This is a genomic window from Microbulbifer sp. TYP-18, assembly GCF_040932045.1.
In the GTDB taxonomy this organism is placed as follows: Bacteria; Pseudomonadota; Gammaproteobacteria; order Pseudomonadales; family Cellvibrionaceae; genus Microbulbifer.
In genome coordinates this window covers 305,475-324,990 of sequence record NZ_JBFRBC010000003.1, presented here as the reverse complement: position 1 = coordinate 324,990, position 19,516 = coordinate 305,475, and the positions used below count along the sequence as shown (strand labels likewise).

Here is a 19,516-nt window from a genome sequence, read left to right as displayed (position 1 = left end):
CCAGGACACAGCAACAACCGAGCAAAACTGACTGCCACTGAGCGGACCAAATCATGACGGAACCCCCCGCCAAGCCGGGCACAACTGGAGCAGTCTGGCCGGAGCTGTTTTTAGATACGGACACTCTGGTCGCTTTCGGTATCGCCCTGGGACTTGGCCTGCTGGTTGGACTGCAGAGGGAGCGCACCGCTGTCCGCCTCGGCGGAATCCGGACCTTTCCCCTGATCGCACTGTTTGGTGCCATGGTGGCGCGCACCAGCCAGATCTATGACGCCGCCTGGCTGATGGCCATCGGCCTTCTGTGTATGGTGGTATTGATATTACTGGGAAATCTCGAACGCCTTCGCGGAGAGGCGGAAACCTCCGGTGTCACCACCGAAGTCACCGCCCTGTTGATGTTTCTCCTCGGCGTCCTGCTGGTGGTCGGTGACAAAACACTGGCGGTGGTCGCTGGCGGCACCATTACTGTACTGCTGCACCTGAAACCCAGTATGCACAGGTTTGCACAGCGGCTGAGCGAAAATGACCTTCGCGCAATTATGCGATTTGCGCTAATTTCACTCATTATTCTGCCAGTGCTGCCCAATCAAACCTTTGGCCCCTACGACGTCCTGAACCCCTTCAAAATCTGGCTGCTGGTAGTACTTATCGTCGGCATCGGCCTGGGAGGCTATGGTCTTTACAAACTGGTGGGCGCCCAGGCGGGCACCCTGTTGAGCGGTGTCATCGGCGGCCTTATTTCCTCCACCGCAACCACCGTCAGCTATGCCCAGCGCGTCCGCAACAATGACACTGCGCTCGACCTGGCGGCCCTGGTGATACTGATCGCCTCCACTACCATGTTTGTGCGTATCTTTGTTGAGATCTCAGTGGTGGCGCCCCATATTCTGGGCCAGCTGGCACCGCCGCTGGCCGCGCTAATGGCGGTCAGCGTCGCGGTCTGTGGCGTCGGTTATCGTACAATCAGCCGGCGGAAGTACGACATACCGGCGCAGAGCAACCCGGCGGAACTTGGCTCGGCGCTGATCTTCGCCTGTCTCTACGCTGCGGTGCTGCTGGGTATCGCCGCCGGCCAGGAGTATCTTGGCAACCGCGGCACCTATCTGGTGGCAATGATTTCCGGATTTGCCGACGTGGATGCCATCACCCTTTCCAGTGCCAATCTGGCTGGGGAGGGGTTGCTGGAGCCCGCAACCGCCCTGCGTGCAATTGTCATCGCCACCCTCGCCAACCTGGCCTTCAAGGCTGTTGTGGGAGGTATTCTTGGCGGAAGAGCGCTGTTCCGGCGATTAATATTATTGTTCGCGCTGCCTTTTTGCGCGGGTCTGGCAGTGGTTTTTCTATGGCCTCAGCCATGATTGTCACCTTCACATCATTAACCAGGCAATCCGGCGGAGGATTCCCCATCGACTAGATTGCCAGGTTAATAGTGTCGACAAGCCCTAAAAAGATCGCCTACGGTAACGCCGGTATCCGGGGCACCAAAAGTTCCGCTCTATCGCCGCTTTCAGCTTGTCCTCGGTTATACCCGGCGCAACACCGTCGGCCTGGGCCTGCAGGCCCACTTTCATGCCGATATAGCGGGTAATTTCACGAATATCGGACAGTGCCGGCAGCAGGGCACCGGCTCCGGTCCTGACCACCGGCGCATGTTCGGCCAGCGCTTTGGATGCCGCCATCAACATGCCGTCAGTCACCCGCGTGGCTCCGGCGGCGATCACACCCAGCCCGACCCCCGGGAAAATGTAGACATTATTGCACTGGGCCACATTGTAGCTCTTCCCTTCCAGCTCCACCGGCGCAAAGGGGCTGCCGGTGGCGACCATGGCGTCGCCATTGGTCCAGGCCAGAAGTTCCTGCGGCCGGGCCTCAGCGCGCGATGTGGGATTCGACAAGGGCAAAATCAGCGGGCGCTTGCAGCCGGCGTGCATGGCTTCGACCACCTCCTGAGTGAACAGGCCGCCCTGCCCCGAAACACCTATCAGAATGGTTGGCTGGACCTGCTGGACCAGCTGCAGCAAACTCCACTGGTTGGCGTTGGGATACAGTGCCGATTCCTGGGCCAGGCGCGCCTGGAAGTCGTGCAACCCCTTGACGTCGTCGGTAACCAGGCCGTAGCGGTCAAACATCAATATTCTCTGCCGGGATTCCCGCTCCGACAGCCCCTCGTCGACCATGGCTTTTACGATCTGCTCCGCAATACCACAGCCGGCCGAACCGGCTCCCACCACAAGGACACGCTGCAAGCCCAGAGGCTCCCCTTTTGCCTTACACGCCGCCAGCAGCGTCCCCAGGCAAACCGCTGCAGTGCCCTGGATATCGTCGTTGAAACAGCACAGCCGGTCCCGGTAGCGTTCCAGCAGCGGCATGGCATTCGATTGGGCAAAGTCCTCGAACTGCACCAATACTCTGGGCCAGCGGCGTTTCACCGCCGCGATAAACTCCTCAACGAATTCGTCATATTCTTCCTGGGGCACCCGCTCGTGGCGCCATCCCATATACATGGGGTCGTCCAGTAAAGTGCGGTTGTTGGTACCCACATCCAGCGTGACCGGCAGTGTGTAGGCGGGGCTGATACCGCCACAGGCGGTATATAAGGACAACTTGCCAATGGGAATGCCCATACCGCCGATACCCTGGTCACCAAGGCCGAGGATACGTTCACCGTCGGTAACCACTATGACTTTGACATTGTCCTTGGTGGCGCTGCGCAGGATATCGTCCATGTGCTCGCGGTCCGGATAGGACACAAACAAGCCGCGGTGGTTGCGATAGATATTGGAAAACTCCTCGCACGCCTGGCCCACCGTCGGCGTGTAGATGATCGGTAGCATTTCCTCAATATGGGCCTGGATCAGGCGAAAGAAGAGGGTTTCATTGTCGTCCTGGATTGCCCGCAGGTAGATGTGGCGTTCCAGATCCGTATTGCACTGGCAGTACTGGTGATAGGCGCGGCGCACCTGCTCTTCGATGGTTTCCACATTGTGGGGCAGCAGCCCGGCCAGATTGAACTCGAGGCGCTCCTTCAGAGTAAAGGCGCTGCCCTTGTTGAGCAGTGGCATCTCCAGCAGGGATGGACCGGCATGGGGAATATACAGTGGGCGTTTGTCTTCATTGGTCATCGTCGGGATTATACCCGGAAATCGGCATGCACATTACCCTACTGCGCTAAATTGTGTCCCGGCTTTCGCTTAGCCCAGGCCCACTTCCAGGGTGAAATGATCGTGGATACCGAACGAGGCCAGACTGCCAGGCTGTATCTATACTGTGTACTTATTTACAGATCCCGACCACCCAATGGGGAACAGAAAGGCTCGGGGCCAAATCCACCCTTTCGAGGAATTCAAGCTATGGCCGCTTCGCCAGGCGCCAGACTGGCGCTACTGCTGACCATCCCCCTGACTGCCCTGACACTGTCCTTACCAGTCTTCGCCGACGAGGATCCACTGCCCTCATGGAATCAGGGAGCGGCGAAACAGGCCATAGTGGAGTTTGTTCAAGCAGTCACAGACCAGTCTCAAGCGGTCTATGTGGAGCCCCAGGACAGAATCGTTGTTTTCGACAACGACGGGACCTTGTGGCCATCCCACCCCGTTTACACGCAATTGGCGTTTGCATTGGACCGGATCGACGCTCTGGCACCTGCGCATCCGGACTGGAAAAACAAGCAGCCATTTAAAGCAGCGCTCGACAAGGACTTCAATGCACTCGGCCAACTGGGCTCCAAGGGTATCCTGGAACTGGTGATGGCCTCGCATACCGGTATAAGCACCACTGAGTTCGAAACAATAGTCAAGGATTGGTTTGCATCCGCGCGACATCCACGCTTCAAACGCCGCTATACAGAGCTCGCCTATCTGCCGATGCTGGAACTGCTCAACTATCTGCGAAGCCACGGCTTCAAAACCTATATAGTATCGGGCGGCGGGACTGACTTCATCCGGCCTATTTCCCAGACAGTCTATGGAATTCCACCGGAGCAGGTGGTTGGCTCCAGCGTAAAAATCAAGTATGAGATAGAGAATGGCAAGCCGCGGCTCCTGCGGTTATCGGAGCTGAATTTTGTGGACGACAAAGCCGGAAAGCCGATAGGTATTCATAATTTCATTGGCAAACGGCCCCTGGCCGCATTCGGAAACTCCGACGGCGACAGAGAAATGCTGCAGTGGACCGCCGCCGGCAAGGGCGCGCGCCTGATGATGCTGGTACTCCACGACGATCCAAAACGGGAATATGCCTACGGCCCCGCCCGCGGGCTGCCGGACACCAAGTTTGGAAGGTTCTCCAAAGAGCTAATGCGGGAGGCGGAAGAGTCCGGCTGGATCGTGATCAGCATGAAGAACGACTGGAAGACGATCTTCGTTCTCGAGCAATAGATAGACGGACACCGAATGGAGATAGGGACTGGCTCCCCAAGTCCACAGGACCCCGTCCTTATACAGGTCAGTTGCTGCCGGAAGCACCTGCCTCTATCTGCTTCTGGACCTTTTCCAGATTGAATGAGCCCGGACTCTGGCTGGGTGGATAGTCCTGCATGGTTTTGAGAAACTCGCTCGCTATCTGCTGCATTGGCACCAACACAAACGCCCTGTCTATCAGCCAATCGTAATATACATTGGAGTTGTGCTGCGCGCGTTCGAATGGATCGCGGCGCAGATTGAACAACAGAGGGACTCTCAATTCCGTGAAGGGTTCCATCCAGACACCAAACGCCTGCCCCCGGTTTTCCTGAAAGACCGATTTCCAGGCATCGTAGCGCATCGCCACTATCTGACCATCGTCATTGACATAGATAAAGTCCGAGCGTGGTGATTTATCCGTCTCACCAGTGAAATACGGCAGCATGTTTTTGCCGTCGATATAGTTCCGGTATTTCCTGCCTTCCAGTCTGACTCCTTCAAGCAGTTTTTGCTTGATGTCCGGGTCACCACCAACGGCGGCAAAGGTCGGCAGCCAGTCCTCGTGGGAAACGATACCATTCAAGGTCTTGCCGGCGGGAAATTTACCCGGCCACCGCACAAAAGCCGGCACCCGATAGGCCCCTTCCCAGTTGGAGTTCTTTTCGCTGCGGAAAATCGTGGTTCCGGAATCTGGCCAGGTATTGTAGTGGGGACCATTGTCAGTGGAATAGAAGACGATGGTATTGTCGGCGATTTTCAATTCATCGAGAAGATCCAGCAACTGGCCCACATGCTGGTCATGTTCCACCATACCGTCTTCGTATTCGTTGCTGTTGGGCCCGGCAAGGTTAGTGTGCTCCTCCCGAACATGTGTCCTGAAGTGCATCCGCGTGGCATTCCACCAGACAAAGAAAGGCTTATTGTCCCTGTGCGCGCGCTTGATAAACTCGATCGCCGCCACAATAGTTTCGTCATCAATGGTTTCCATGCGCTTTTTGGTCAGCGGCCCTGTGTCTTCAATTTCTCCGTTTGCCTTGGCTCGGATCACACCACGAGGGCCGAATTTCTTGCGGAACTCCGGATTTTTAGGGTAGTCCCGATTTTCCGGTTCCTCTTCCGCATTCAGGTGGTAAAGATTACCGAAAAACTCATCGAATCCGTGATTGATAGGCAGATGCTCGTCACGGTCACCGAAATGGTTCTTACCGAACTGACCGGTGATATAGCCGAGACTTTTCATCACCGTTGCAATGGTCACGTCGGATTCCTGCCAGCCCTCTTTTGCCCCTGGCAGTCCAACCTTGGTCATTCCTGTCCTGACGGGGACATTGCCACCTACAAATGCGGCCCTACCGGCGGTGCAGGACTGCTGGCCATAATAGTCGGTAAACGACAGCCCCTCATTGGCTATGCGATCGATATTGGGGGTCATATAACCCATCATGCCCCGATTGTTGAAACTGATATTCCAAACACCAATATCGTCTCCCCAGATCACCAGAATGTTAGGCTTTTCCTGGGTCCAGGCGGAGCCGGATATCACTAAGAAGGCAATTGACGCCAAAGATCGCCAGCTTGCAGCGAGGCGTTGAGGAAGGATCCACCAAAGAGTTTGCTTGTGCATCAATTTACCTCCGGCCACAGTATGGCCAGGACAACTTTGGCCAATTCCTCCTTCAAGACTAGATGATTATCAACAGCTCAAATCCGGAAAAGGAAGTTGGCGTCACCAACCCTTGACGACAAACATACGAATTAATGGGACCGGCTCAACAGCCTGCTGCTGCCGAGCCTACCCCTCTGACCATCACACCTGAGGACATAAATGCGTCCTGCACTGGCATACACCTTGAGGACGGGCCCAGCTTACACTACCCTCGGGACTGTACTCCCCCTGAACTCTATTCAACGCTAATTTCTGCAACAGAAGGTCACCTTAAGAAGTAAAGCTTCCCAGTCCTTTTCAAAGCCCAAAATCTGCCCAATTCGCAAGCGATCCTGCGAAACTTGCGAGGCATCGGGCCAGCTGTGCCGCGTTGGGATAAACTCCAGATATTGTGCTGTCCAGCCGGGCTCATAATATTGCCGATCCATAGCCCTAAGCAAACCGGCCAGAAACCCTGAGCGCCTTACGACCAGATTACCATATGATAAATTCTGCTTCTGAAAGAGAGTAGGTATCGATAACCAAGGGCCAGTAGATGGAATTATTTAAGCGCAGATCATCGTCAAGATACCATCTCTGGGCGTCAGAACCATTGCAGTTCATCCATTCTACGCGGTTGGACTGACTGGCGTTGACCCCCAGGCATTGCCCATCGTTATAGATGCTTCCATCTACATTGATTTGCAACAATTGATTTCCTGCTTCCGGATCATTATATGGCTTGCAGACGCCGTCCAGGAATTGAGTTCCGTCATCATCCAAACAGTCACTAACCCCACTATCAACGAGCATCAGACGACCCTGAACTTCGGGATAGAACCACTGCTGATTCAGATTTGTCCTCTGGCAATCCCAAAGCCAGACATCATTACCATTGGAAGTATCCCCCTGACTGAGGTCAAAGCACTTGCCAGTAAAAGGGTTTTTTAGCTGATTATTTGCTATCACCCACTGCTGATTATTGTTAGCACCGTTATTGCTACAATCCCACAACTGGATTATATTGCCATTGCTACTACTCCCTCCGGCATTGTCGAGACACTTCCCCATAGACCGAATTGTGCCATCTGTGGAAAAGGTCCACAGTTGTTCCGGCGTCTGATTGGGTAAATCTTCACAACCCCAAATTGTGATCTGGGTTCCGTTGGCAGTTTGAGCACCGGATACTTCAGCACACTTGCTATAGTCTTTCCTGGGCACCAGGTTTCCCTCACGCGCCGGAATTACCCAGGAAAAGTCCGCATCATAGGTAAGGCCGCCGCAATCGTAGAGATCGATATTGGCCCCATTTGAGTTATCGCCACCTTGTTGCCTATTGACGTCCAGACACAGACCTGTGGCCGATGAAGAGGCAATATGCCCTTCGACATGATCAACCACCCACCTTTGCTGGAGGCTTCCGGATATACAGTTTTGTAGTTGTACGTTGTAGTCACCACTGACACGGCCCATGCACAAACCCATGGAGCGAATAGTGCCATCCGGATAAAACGACCAGCGCTGTGACGGACGATTCTTACAGTCCCACAATTGTAAATTCGCTTTGTCCACTGGCTGCCCGCCGGCCACTTCCACACATTTGGTCTGATCCCGAAGTTTAAGCGCTATATGGCCTTCACCTGCAGCACCACCCAACTCGAACCCCACTGCCGCATGGTCGGAGTAAACCGACAGATTTCTGCCACCAAATCCAGCGATAAAATCACTTGACACCGCAAAATCCAGTTCACCCGGCCTGGTATCATTGGTGGGAAATATATGGGTTGGCTGAAAGCTCCGGTACAGGTGGCTTCCGGCCGGGAGTGTTGGGGTTAAATCCGGCAGAGGGTTTCCATTCGTATCCGGATATTCATGGTTTTGCAGGTCCCGGTTAAAATCCCCCAGAGCCAGCCACGAAGAGGTGGGGTTGGCTGTCGCAATCTGCGCCAACACCGTATCGGCATTGTTGTTCCTGGTGCGCCCATATGAGCCCGCGTGAACAGTGTAGACCGTGGTAGGGGTACTACCCTGGGCACCGGTATTGATGGTAATTCCAAAACTTTCGCGGCTGGTGCCCTGTGTCGCGGGAAGGATGGATACTGCACTGGCTCTATAGCGTGAAACAATGGCAAGGTTGGTGCGCCTACCGTCGGAAGGCGTATCGTGATCTCCAAATACCGGCAGATGATAAATATAGTAACTCTGTCGATTTACAGTCCACAGATATTCTGAAACGATGGCTCCGGGAGCCGCTGCAGCCTCCCAGCTTCTCAGTGCATTACCGGCCGAGGCGGGCACTGCCCCGGCTTCCTGCAGTGCTACCAGATCCCGTGGAGCACCAAGATACTCTCTGGTTCCGCTCAAAATCGCCCGGACATCCACTTGCCAGGTACTGTCAGTATCGCTATTTGCCCCCTGCATATTAAAAGTGGCAAAACTGAATTCACTGATATGTGCCTGGGAGTAGCCTGGAATAAAGTAGAAAACTGTGCAGATAAAAAAGAGTATGGCGAGAAAAAATGAGCGTGTCTTTATGACATTCATATGACGAATCCTTGTATGATTTTTATCCTAAATAAGAAAATCTTGCTCTAATTCAAAAATTATCCTCTTTCTATTTTTCAATACTATTTTTTATAACATCTCGCCGTCGTTGTTTACAAGCCCTACAGACAACCAAAGACGCATCAATTAATTGTAATAATTACCGCTCTGGCGGCAGGCCCTGGAAAAAATAGATAAATCCATGGCGGACACCTTTGCAAGCCACACGCCATCAGGATGAAAGCTGGCACCACCCAGAATCAATCATTGCAAAACGAATTTTTAAAATGGAGAATATCAGCCGGAAAATCTTTTGCGGAATCAAGCAATAAAGTTTAAAAAGTGAAGATGAATAGAATAAAATTGAGCCGTACAAGCAAACGAAAATAGAAATAAATATTTTTACCGTCACACAAGAATTCATCAGATTATAGTTTTTCTTCGTGGTGAAAGGCTTGCGGAGATGCGCCGCAAACTCTGGCTAAAAAGCCGGGGAGGCTTTTTATACCGGTAACTATTAACCAACCCGCCAAATAAAGTGCCTAGCAAGTGCGGTATAGGGAAGTATTGCTGCAGAACAGGGACCGACGCAGGCGCCGGAATAGCAATTGATTCAGACGTCCGGCTCGCCCATCAGGGTCGGCCAGGCAGCGCGAAGGTATAATACCATAGTCCACAATGTGAGCGCGGCGGCCACATAGAGCAATATATAGCCAAGGGCTTCCATCAGTGGATATTCCCGCACATCGAAAGCCAGTAGCACTATAATAGCCGCCATCTGGGCGGTCGTTTTGATTTTGCCGATAAAAGAAACCGCTACGCTGCTGCGCTTACCCAGTTCAGCCATCCATTCGCGCAACCCGGATACCGCAATTTCACGCCCGATAATCACCGCCGCAGCCACGGTGAACCAACTGTTTTGATGCAGACCGACCAGTAAAACCAGCGCAGTGGCAACCATTAGCTTATCCGCTACGGGATCCAGAAAAGCTCCGAAAGGCGTGCTTTGATTCATTCGCCGGGCTATGTAGCCGTCCAGCCAATCGGTGATGGCCGCTGCGGAGAAAATTACTGCCGAAGCCAGATAACTCCATTTGTAGGGCAGGTAAAATACCAATACGAATACCGGTATCAACGCGACGCGCAGTAGCGTTATCTGGTTGGCGAGTGTCATGCTTGCCCCTGTCTTTAATGAGGGTGTAACTTACCAAGTCATGGAAGAAAAAGAAACATTGCCTGCGACCCGGCTTTTTGGCTCTGTGACACAGTGCGCGGGTCAGTGGCTGTGCATCGCGTCGTAAATTTCCCTGGCCAGCTTTCCGCTCACACCATCCACACCCGCCAGCTCATCCACAGTCGCGCGACGTATCTCCTGCAGTCCCCCGAAATGACGCAGCAGGGCTCTGCGGCGTGCCGGCCCAACCCCGGGGATGCCCTCAAGGGGCGACTCACGACGCTTTTTATCCCGTCGTGCACGATGGCCGGTTATGGCAAAGCGGTGCGCTTCATCCCGCACCTGCTGAATCAGGTGCAGCGCAGCGGAATCTGATGCCAGCACATGGGTCTTGTCCCCCGCCACCACATAGAGGGTTTCAAGTCCCGCCTTGCGGCTGCTGCCCTTGGCCACGCCAATTATCTGCACACCCACTACACCCAATTCATTCAGGCAGTCCACCGCCTGCCGCACCTGGCCCTTGCCGCCGTCGATAAGCAGTATATTGGGGAATTTACCCTCCCCGCTGGCAAGGCGTGTGTAGCGCCGCTTCAGTGCCTGGGCCATCGCCGCATAGTCGTCTCCGGGCTGGACCCCCTCAATATTGAATCGGCGATAGTCGGACTTTACTGCGCCGCCGGTATCGAAGACGACACAGGATGCCACTGGTGCCTCCCCGCTGGAATGGCTGATATCAAAGCACTCCAGCCGCTCGGGCAGCTGCTCCAGGCCCAGGCTCTCCTGCAGGGCGCCGAAGCGGCTGAGCAACTTTTGCTGGGCTGCGGTGCGGCTGCTGAGATTTTGCTCCGCGGCCTGCTGTGCCATAGAGACCCAGGTCGCCCGGTTGCCGCGCAGCCGGTGCGCCAGTGTCACCTCCCGCCCACTGTGTTCGCTGAGGGCACGCTGCAAAAGCTCAGTATCGCCGACAGCCTCCGCAGTGAGGATTTCCCGCGGCACCTCGCGCCGTCCCCCCAGATAGAACTGAGGAATAAAAGCGGACAGCAATTCGGCAGCGGAAAGCCCCAGCCGCTCCGCTGGGAAATAGCTGCGGCTGCCCAGTATCCGCCCCTGCCGGATAAATAGAATGTGTACGCAGCAATTACCGCCCAGGACGGCCACTCCGATCACATCGACATTACCGCTGCTTCTCTCCGCCACCTGATCTGCCTGCAGGCGCCGCAAATCGGCGATCTGGTCGCGGAGGCGCGCGGCCCTTTCAAAGTCGAGCAGTTTGGACGCCTTGTCCATCTCATCTGCCAGTTCGCGGATGATAGTGTCGCTTTTGCCGCTGAGAAACATTTCCGCATGGCGCACATCAGCGCGATAGTCCTCCTCGCTGATAAAATTGACGCAGGGTGCGGTGCAGCGGTTGATCTGGTATTGCAAACAGGGCCGTGAACGGTTGCGAAAGACACTGTCCTCACAGGAGCGGATGCGGAATGTCTTCTGCAGAAAATTCACACTGTCTCTTACGGAAGCCGCATTGGGATAAGGGCCAAAATACTGCCCTTTTTTGCGCTTTGCACCCCGGTGCAAAGCAATGCGGGGAAAGGTGTCTTTGCTGGAGAGGAAAATATAAGGGTAACTCTTGTCATCCCTCAACATCACATTATAGGGAGGTTTTTGGGACTTGATGAGACTCTGCTCCAGCACCAGGGCCTCGGTCTCACTGCGGGTGACGGTAACCTCAATGCTGTTGATTCGCTCCACCAGCGCCATGGTTTTGGCTGTGAGCCCGGCGGCGCGAAAGTAGCTGGAGAGGCGGTTGCGAAGATTCTTGGCCTTGCCGACGTACAATATGCGCCCTTCGGCGTCAAACATCTGGTAGACACCGGGGCTGCGGGTCAGACTCTGCAAAAAGCGCTTGCTGTCGAAAGGTTGCCTCATAGTGGTACAGCTATCTGCTATGGGATCCGTCATTTGGTGCCGGGAATTACATCAAAATTTCCGGTCTGACAACAAGATCTTACAGGGCGGCCTCCGGATCGAGCAGTTGGTGTTTTACCGCGAGCAGCGCCAGCTCCACATCGCTCTGAATATCCAGCTTGGCAAAAATACGATAGCGATAGCTGTTGACAGTCTTGGAACTGACCGACATGGTATTGGCAATCTCCGCCACTTTCATTCCGTTGACGATCATGACAGCCGCCTGGAGTTCACGTTCGGAAAGCTTATCGAATGGGGAGGCATTTGCCAGCTTCCCGCCCATATTGCGCACTGCCAACTTGACCGCAACATCTCTGGTAATATGCATCTTTCCGGCAACTACGGTGCGAATGGCCACGATCATTTCCTTGAGCTGCGTACCCTTGGTCAGATAACCCCAGGCTCCGGCTTTTAGCATGCGCCCCGGGAAAAGATCGTCGTCGAGAGCGCTGACTGCGATTACCTTCATCTGGGGCCAGCGATGCAACAACTTGCGGGTGGCCTCGAGTCCTCCCATACCCGGCATCTTGACGTCCATAAGAATAACGTCAACCTCTGTCTGGCGGCAGAAATCCAGGGCCTCCTCTCCGCTGCTCGCCTCGCCAATCACTTCAATTCCATCGACGTCAGCGAGCATGCGCGAAATACCCATACGCACCAGGTCGTGATCGTCTACCACCAAGACTTTAGTCAATTTCGCCCCAACTACGGAATACACTACGTTGCGTTTTGCGGAACCCAGTCCCGCCTGCAATCTTTTACCGTTTTTATAGTTTTCACCTGACGAGGAAACCGACCTCGTAAAAGTAATGCCACAAAGCCTTGGAGCAACATACCAGACTATCCTGTCGGTGCAAAGGGATACCAGTGATGCCAGCACCGGCGAATGGAAAAGCATCTATTAACCCGACAATGAATACGGACTTATGATGGACTCAATTCGATTTTTCGAAAAGTCAAACTGATTCTTTCATCCATCTGGCGCGCACTTTTTGCCAGCTGATGCAACCAGAATTGCTGTACCGCACCCGAAGTTAATAGCAGCGATCCGTTTGGTAAATCCAACGCCAGACGCCGACTCTTGTCCCGTCGCCGGAAACTCAGCCTGCGCAACTGTCCCAGACTGAGTGTCGCTATGACTGGATAAGTACCCAGTTCCCGCTCGTTGTCCGCGTGCCACCCCATGCTGTCACGCCCACCCCTATAACGGTTGACCAATACAGAGTTGAAATCAAAACCGGCGGCGGCGAGCCGCGCCCGCACAGCCGTCAGTGGCCGGCTCCAGGGCTGGGGAGTCAAAGCCAGCCCGGACCACCGATACACAGCGCCCGGGTCACCCACATAGGCGTGCAGTCTTGGAATGGGGTAGTGACGGCCAAAAAGGTACACTTTCGGCTGATCCCACTGCAGGTTTTGGCGGCAGTCCCGCTGAAGTTCGCCCGAGGCCTCCGGCGATAACCAGTCCCGGATCAACAGTGCTCTGCCCGGCTCCAGTGCCAACCGTTCGACCGATTCACTGGCCCCGGCCACCGCCAGTGCTCTGGAGGTAAAAATATTCTCATTCACCATGGTTGGTCGTGGAGCCCTGTTTTTTCCACCGATTGCAAAACGTCGCCGGGAGTCTGCCCATCGAAAAGTGGCGCCACGCCACCCGCTAAACTGCTGTCCCGGACGAGGCCAATTCTGTCAGTTTGAACAGGCCCTAGCAGGCTGTTGAAATTCGAAGAATTTCGACGCCTGGTACCGGAATATGGATGTTCCGGCAAATCGGCGACGCCTAAGTCGTTGATTTTGGGAGAAAAGTGAAAATCACATTTTTCGCTTTTCGTGTGTTGAAAAAGGCAGGATGCCTTTTTCAACAACCTGCTAGGGATAGTAGCGGGGCTCCGGCTCCAACTCGACACCGAATTTCTGGTAAATATCTGTTGCGATTTCAGCTGCCAATCGTGTCACTTCTGCCCCCGGGCCCCGTCCCGGGTTTACCAACACCAATGCCTGGCGATGGTGCACGCCGACATTATTGATGCGCCTGCCGCGCCAGCCGGCCCGCTCAATCAGCCAGCCGGCCGCCAGCTTCCACCGTTCGCCGGCGGGAAAGGCCACCAGTTCCGGGTAGCGCTGCTTCAGGGCAAAATAACAGGATTCGCTAACCAATGGGTTTTTAAAAAAGCTGCCTGCATTGGGGATCTCTGCCGGGTCCGGCAGCTTGCTGCTGCGAATGGCAATTACTGCCCGCGCTATCTCGTCCGGCCCCTGCTCAGCCGCATCCAGCCGATGCTCACTGAAGTAGTGCTGCAGGGCCGGATAATCAACCCGTGGTACCCAGCGGCGTGGCAATCGCATCCGCACTTGTGTGATGACATATTGGTCCAGGGTACTGCCCTTAAAAACACTGTTGCGATACTCGAACTGGCAGTCACTAGCCGAAAATTTTTGCTGTTCGCCACTGGCGATATGCACCGCAGTCAGGTCCCAAAAAATATCCCGCAGCTCAACGCCATAAGCGCCGATATTTTGTATTGGCGCGGCGCCAATACAGCCGGGGATTAACGCCAGGTTCTCAAGTCCGCCAATACCCTGCTCCACAGTCCGCATTACCAACTGGTGCCAGTTCTCCCCCGCCGCTGCAGTCACCAGAGTGTCCTCACCGGTATCCACCATCGACACACCTTGCAACTGCAGGTGAATCACCAGCCCAGGAAAATCTCCCGTCAACACTATGTTGCTGCCACCACCGAGAGGGAGAACCGGCAGTTGCCGCCGGCGGGAAAACTCCAGCGCCTCCAGCAGCTGTTCCAGGCTGTTCACCCGGGCAAAATAATTCGCCTTGGCGGCTATGGCCAGGGTGTTCAGGGGCTGTAAATCCACGTCGGTGTCAATCATGGGTCAGGCCAGTATTTCCCGCATGCGCTCTAGGTCCTGTTCCGTATCGACACCGCCGGGGACCTGTTCACAGGCATCCGCAACGTGGATGGGGTGCTCGTGGTGCAGGAAGCGCAACTGCTCCAGGCATTCAGCGGCCTCCAGTGGTGCCACTGGCCAGGCGACGAAGCGATTGAGCAGGGCCACCCGATAGGCGTAAATTCCAATATGGCGCCGGGGGTAAAACCCGTCCGGCAGACGACTCGAATCCCTGGAAAAGGCGTCTCTCGGCCAGGGAATGGGTGCGCGCGAAAAATAGCGCGCGAAGCCCGATCCGGAGGTGACCACCTTGACGATATTTGGGTTGAGGAAATCCCCGGCAGAGCCAATGGGCTCCGCCAGGGTGGCAACACCCGCAGAGGTTCCGGCCAGATTCGCTGCAACCTGATCGATCACCGCCAGGGGAATCAGCGGTTCGTCCCCCTGCACATTGACCAGTATCCGATCCGCCGCCAGATTCAGCTTGACCGCAACCTCCTGCAGGCGATCGGTGCCGGACACATGCTCTGGGGACGTCATGCAGACTTCACCGCCAAAGGCATGAACCGCCTCAGCCACCCGGGCATCATCGGTAGCCACCACCACGCGTTGGGCACGGCTTTCACTGGCGCGCCGGTGTACATGCTGGATCATGGGTTCGCCACCGATATCCACCAGCGGTTTTCCGGGTAGCCGGCTGGAACCGAAGCGGGCCGGGATAACAATGTCAAAGGAAGGGTGTTGACTCATCGCTGAAATTCTTGCAGATGGCTGTGGACACGCTGGTAAAAAGTGTCCGGCAGTTTTGTTCGCACTTCCAGAGCCCACCAGTGGCTCTGCCAGAAGTCGCGGCACTTTACCGCGTCCTTCATCGTCATTATGACCGGGGTCTCTCCATCGAAGTGCAATTCATGGGGCGTAAACTGGTGGTGGTCGCCGAAAGCCTGCTCCTTCACCTGGTAACCCATTGCGCTCAGCCCACGAAAAAACCGCTGCGGGTTGCCAATGGCACAAACCGCGTGACAGGGGCCGGGCTCCGGGCCGGAAGCCAGCTTCAGGGTTGAAGTATCATCCAGGTTGAACTGGTGCCAGCAGGATGGCTCCAGCTGCATCTCAAACTCCAACAGGTCGCCGCACTGCTGCCGTACCTTTTCTGTGGGCTCGCCATTGACCACCACCATATCCACCTGGCGCAGCCTTGAACCGGGTTCCCGCAAAGGCCCCCTGGGGAGCAGCCTGCCGTTGCCCAGCCCGCGGACGCCGTCTACCACACAGATTTCCAGCGAGCGCCAGAGAGCATAATGTTGCAGGCCGTCATCGGCAATAATCACGTCACACTGATGATAATCGATCAGGGCCCGGGCGGCCTCAGTACGGTTTGGCGACACCATCACCGGGCGCCCGGTGACCAGATGCAGCATAAGCGGTTCATCGCCGGACTCCAGCACATGGGACTGGGCGGTGACCTGATAGGGATAGGCCCGGGGCCGACCGCCGTAACCCCGGCTCACTATCCCGGGATTCAGCCCCCGGCCGTGCAGCCAGCGCGCCAGCTCCGCCACCAGCGGTGTCTTGCCGGCACCACCGACGGTAATGTTGCCCACCACAATCACCGGTACCGGTAGCGGCTCCGGGGGTTGGGTGAGATATCGCCTGCGGCGCCGGCCGGCCAGTACACCATAGAGCCCCGACAGGGGCGCCAGCGGGGTCAGCGGAGAGCCACTATTCCCGTTCGGGTACCAGCGCCTGTTGAACCAGTCTTCCAGTGACATCACCCCACCCTAGCGCGCGGTTTGCTGCTGCAGCAGTGTGGCGTAACGGCCGCCTGCGCGCAGCAGTTGCCCGTGGTTGCCACTCTCGATGATGCAGCCATTTTCCATGACCAGTATCCGGTCCGCAGTTTCCACAGTGCTGAGGCGGTGGGCGATAACAAAGGTGGTGCGGTTCTTCATCACCTCTTCCAGCGCCGCCTGGATCTGGCGCTCGGATTCATTGTCCAGCGCGGAGGTCGCCTCATCGAGAATCAGCAAAGGGGAGTTTTTGAGCAGCGCACGGGCAATGGCCAGACGCTGCCGCTGCCCCCCGGACAGCATCTGCGCATTGTCACCCAACACCGTCTGCAGACCGTTGGGCAGCTCTTCCACAAATTCCGTTGCATGGGCGAGCCTCACCGCTCTCTCGACCTGTTCGGGTGTCGAGTTCTCCAGCTCGCCATAGGCGATGTTCCGATATACGGTATCGTTAAAGAGCACAATATTTTGCGACACCATACTGATCTGGTGGCGGAGATCGCTCAGGGACAATTCCGCAATATCCATGCCATCCAGGAGGATGCGCCCGCTTGTGGGCTGGTAAAAGCGCGCCAATAAACTGACCAGCGTGCTTTTGCCGGAACCCGAGGCTCCCACCAGTGCCACGGTTTCCCCGGGCGAAACCTGAAAATGAATATCGCTCAACACTTCCGGTGCCGCATCGTCGTAGCGGAAACCCAGGTGCTCGAAAGTGACCGCGCCGCGTACAGGCTCTGCCAGTTTCGCCATACCTGTATCCGGTTCCTTGGGCGCGTCAAACACAGTGAAAATACTCTCCGCCGCGGCAATGCCCTTTTGAATATCGGCGAAAACCTCCGACAGGCTGCGCACTGGCTTTGCCAGTGAGGCGGCTGCACCTATGTAGGCCGCAAACACCCCGGCGGTCATGGACTCCACTATGCCCGGTGCCAGCGCCAGCCAAACAATCGTGGCAGTGGACAGCCCCACCAGAATCTGGATCACCGAAACGCTGCCATTGTCCGCCACCACAAGTTTCATAAACTGCTGCCGGTTCTTATCGCTGGCGGACTCGAAGCGCGCATTTTCGTAGGCGCGGCCGCCGTACATGCGGACCACCTGGTAGCCGTTGATGGCTTCCTGGGTCACATGGGTGACATCGCCCATGGTGTTCTGTATGCGGTGGCTGAGTTTGCGAAACCTCTTACCCACCACCCGCACTATGGTGGCGATGATTGGTGCAAAGAGAAAAAAGGTCAGGGTCAGTTTCCAGTTGACCAGAAGCAGATAAATCAGCAGGCCAATGGTGGTAAACGACTCCCTGATCAGAACCTTGAGCGCTTTGCTGATGGAATTGGTTACCTGCTCCACATTGTAGGAAACCTTGGAAATCAGGTAGGCGCCGGTATAGCGATCGAAATAGGCGCTGGGGAGTTCGCTGATTTTAACAAACAGTTCGGTTCTCAAACGGTGAATTACGGAGCGCGCTACATAGGCCAGGCCGTAACTGCCAACAAAGTTGCCGCAGGCGCGCAGCACTATGATCAGCAGCATGGCCAGCGGGATCAGCCAGCGGGCAGTCTCCCGGGGCATGACACCGCCGGGAAAGTAGCCGGCGACAAACCTGGACAGGAATCCACGACCCTCCTGAATACCGGCCCCAACCGCATCCAGCAGCAGTTCGGTGACCGCGATCAGGCTCACGCCCATAGCGGAAAACAACAGAAAGCCAAACACCGCCAGCAGGAAGATGGGCCAGTAAGGCAAAGCATACTGCAACAGGCGGTGGTAGGTTTTGGCACCGTGCAGGGGTTTACGCGGTGATGCGGCGGCTCTGTCCATAAGTTGTCTTACAGTGCCCGGTTGCGGATACTCCGACACGCCTGGCGGCGATCCCTGGGCATCCCATGGGTTACTCTGGTTGCGGCTGCCGCGTAGTGATACTCAGATTGACGAATCCGAGCTGTCCCGCGGCGTCCATCGCACGCACCACCGCCTGGTGCTGGGCGGTGGCATCGGCAGTAATGATCAGTGGGCGATTGTACTCGCCCGCAGAAACTTCCGACAGCGCCGATTTCAGGGTTGTCAGTTTTTTATTGATCAGGGCACGGCCATCCACCGCGTAGGAGCCGTCCGCATTGATCAGTATCTCGATACCAGCCGGCGGATCCTCCGCCTGCGGGCCGGCGGCCTGCGGCAGATTGACGTTGAGGTGGCTCTCCTTGGTGAAAGTGGTGGACACCATGAAAAATATCAGGAGCAGGAAGACCACGTCGATAAGGGGCGTCAGATTAACCCCTTCCTGCTCCTTCGGCTGGCGGCGAAATTGCATCCCTGGTTACCCCGCTCAGGCCACTTCGATACGACGGTCGCTGTGCAGCGCGTCCACCAGCTTCACCGCTTCCTGCTCCATGGTGACCACTATGCTGTCCACCCGGCGCTGAAAGTAGCGGTGTGCCATCAATGCGGGAATTGCCACGGTCAGGCCGGCGGCAGTGGTAATCAGTGCCTGACTGATACCCCCGGCCAGGACGCCGGCATTGCCGGTGCCCTGCAACATGATGGCGGTAAACACCTCAATCATTCCCACCACTGTACCCAGAAGTCCTATCAGGGGCGCCACGGCGGCGATGGTGCCGAGAGCACCCACAAACCTCTCCAGCTCGTGGACCACCTGGCTGGCCGCCTCCTCGATACTGTCTTTCATCACATCCCGGCCGTGACGGGAGTTGGACAGCCCGGCGGCAAAGATACGCCCGAGATAGCTGGCGTCACGCAGCTCCTTGATCTTATCCCCATTGATCTGGTTATTCTTCAACCAGTTCCAGACCTCCCCTAGCAGGTGTCTGGGCGCAATGCGGCGCGGGTTGAGGGTCCACAGCCGCTCGATGGTAATGGCGATCACGGCAACGGAACAAAGCAGGATCGGCAGCATCAGCCAGCCGCCGGATTTTATTATTTCTAACACTCTTCTAAGCCCCAGACTGCGGAACGGGAATTTTGCGCTGAAACTCTACCACAGCTGGTCCCGCCAACTAAGCACCATGGGGACATCTTTTTCATTCAACTGATGTCTATCGGTTGTCCAGCGGCCAGCAAGACCAAACTGCAAAACTTT

Annotated in this window: 15 protein-coding genes; 2 read left to right on the top strand and 13 right to left on the bottom strand. The window is 56.0% G+C overall.

Annotated elements, in window-relative coordinates; all coding sequences use genetic code 11:
• The first annotated feature begins 53 nt into the window (after window positions 1–53).
• Complete coding sequence (locus tag ABVT36_RS05745; RefSeq protein ID WP_368455687.1) at window positions 54–1,358, top strand: MgtC/SapB family protein; 1,305 nt, start codon at window positions 54–56, stop codon at window positions 1,356–1,358.
• An 84-nt stretch (window positions 1,359–1,442) separates the two neighbouring features.
• On the opposite strand, the gene ABVT36_RS05740 is transcribed toward ABVT36_RS05745, so the two are convergent.
• Window positions 1,443–3,122: an NAD-dependent malic enzyme gene (locus ABVT36_RS05740; RefSeq protein WP_368455686.1), complete on the bottom strand. Its 1,680-nt coding sequence runs from the start codon at window positions 3,120–3,122 to the stop codon at window positions 1,443–1,445.
• A 228-nt stretch (window positions 3,123–3,350) separates the two neighbouring features.
• On the opposite strand from ABVT36_RS05740, the gene ABVT36_RS05735 reads away from it, so the two are divergent.
• Complete coding sequence (locus ABVT36_RS05735; RefSeq protein WP_368455685.1) at window positions 3,351–4,376, top strand: HAD family hydrolase; 1,026 nt, start codon at window positions 3,351–3,353, stop codon at window positions 4,374–4,376.
• Between the two features lie 67 nt (window positions 4,377–4,443).
• Here the strand turns inward: ABVT36_RS05735 and ABVT36_RS05730 are convergent, their stop codons facing one another.
• The 12 genes from ABVT36_RS05730 to ABVT36_RS05675 all read right to left on the bottom strand — a co-directional run bounded on the left by ABVT36_RS05730 (window position 4,444) and on the right by ABVT36_RS05675 (window position 19,366).
• Window positions 4,444–6,024, bottom strand: a complete 1,581-nt coding sequence (locus ABVT36_RS05730; RefSeq protein ID WP_368455684.1) for an arylsulfatase — start codon at window positions 6,022–6,024, stop codon at window positions 4,444–4,446.
• Window positions 6,025–6,540: 516 nt separating this feature from the next.
• Window positions 6,541–8,589: a ricin-type beta-trefoil lectin domain protein gene (locus ABVT36_RS05725; RefSeq protein WP_368455683.1), complete on the bottom strand. Its 2,049-nt coding sequence runs from the start codon at window positions 8,587–8,589 to the stop codon at window positions 6,541–6,543.
• A gap of 613 nt (window positions 8,590–9,202) precedes the next feature.
• The gene (gene pgsA, locus ABVT36_RS05720; protein ID WP_368455682.1) at window positions 9,203–9,763 is read right to left on the bottom strand and encodes a CDP-diacylglycerol--glycerol-3-phosphate 3-phosphatidyltransferase; all 561 of its coding nucleotides are present in this window, start codon (window positions 9,761–9,763) and stop codon (window positions 9,203–9,205) included.
• Between the two features lie 102 nt (window positions 9,764–9,865).
• Window positions 9,866–11,689 (bottom strand): excinuclease ABC subunit UvrC, encoded by a 1,824-nt coding sequence (uvrC, locus tag ABVT36_RS05715; RefSeq protein ID WP_368455681.1) that lies wholly within the window; start codon window positions 11,687–11,689, stop codon window positions 9,866–9,868.
• A 79-nt stretch (window positions 11,690–11,768) separates the two neighbouring features.
• A complete protein-coding gene (locus tag ABVT36_RS05710; protein WP_367150788.1) occupies window positions 11,769–12,422 on the bottom strand; it encodes a response regulator in 654 nt (217 codons plus the stop codon).
• 230 nt (window positions 12,423–12,652) lie between these two features.
• Entirely contained in the window at window positions 12,653–13,297 is a 645-nt protein-coding gene (locus ABVT36_RS05705) for an alpha-ketoglutarate-dependent dioxygenase AlkB (RefSeq protein WP_368455680.1), read from the bottom strand.
• A 297-nt stretch (window positions 13,298–13,594) separates the two neighbouring features.
• Window positions 13,595–14,611: a UDP-N-acetylmuramate dehydrogenase gene (gene murB / locus ABVT36_RS05700; RefSeq protein ID WP_368455679.1), complete on the bottom strand. Its 1,017-nt coding sequence runs from the start codon at window positions 14,609–14,611 to the stop codon at window positions 13,595–13,597.
• Window positions 14,612–14,614: 3 nt separating this feature from the next.
• Window positions 14,615–15,379, bottom strand: coding sequence for a 3-deoxy-manno-octulosonate cytidylyltransferase (kdsB, locus tag ABVT36_RS05695; RefSeq protein ID WP_368455678.1), 765 nt, complete (start codon window positions 15,377–15,379; stop codon window positions 14,615–14,617).
• Window positions 15,376–16,401, bottom strand: a complete 1,026-nt coding sequence (lpxK, locus tag ABVT36_RS05690; protein ID WP_368455676.1) for a tetraacyldisaccharide 4'-kinase — start codon at window positions 16,399–16,401, stop codon at window positions 15,376–15,378. Before lpxK ends, kdsB begins: the two co-directional genes overlap by 4 nt.
• Before the next feature lie 9 nt (window positions 16,402–16,410).
• Entirely contained in the window at window positions 16,411–18,240 is a 1,830-nt protein-coding gene (gene msbA / locus ABVT36_RS05685) for a lipid A export permease/ATP-binding protein MsbA (RefSeq protein WP_368455675.1), read from the bottom strand.
• Window positions 18,241–18,310: 70 nt separating this feature from the next.
• The gene (locus ABVT36_RS05680) at window positions 18,311–18,730 is read right to left on the bottom strand and encodes an ExbD/TolR family protein (protein WP_368455674.1); all 420 of its coding nucleotides are present in this window, start codon (window positions 18,728–18,730) and stop codon (window positions 18,311–18,313) included.
• 15 nt (window positions 18,731–18,745) lie between these two features.
• Window positions 18,746–19,366, bottom strand: coding sequence for a MotA/TolQ/ExbB proton channel family protein (locus tag ABVT36_RS05675; protein ID WP_368455673.1), 621 nt, complete (start codon window positions 19,364–19,366; stop codon window positions 18,746–18,748).
• Window positions 19,367–19,516 lie beyond the last annotated feature (150 nt).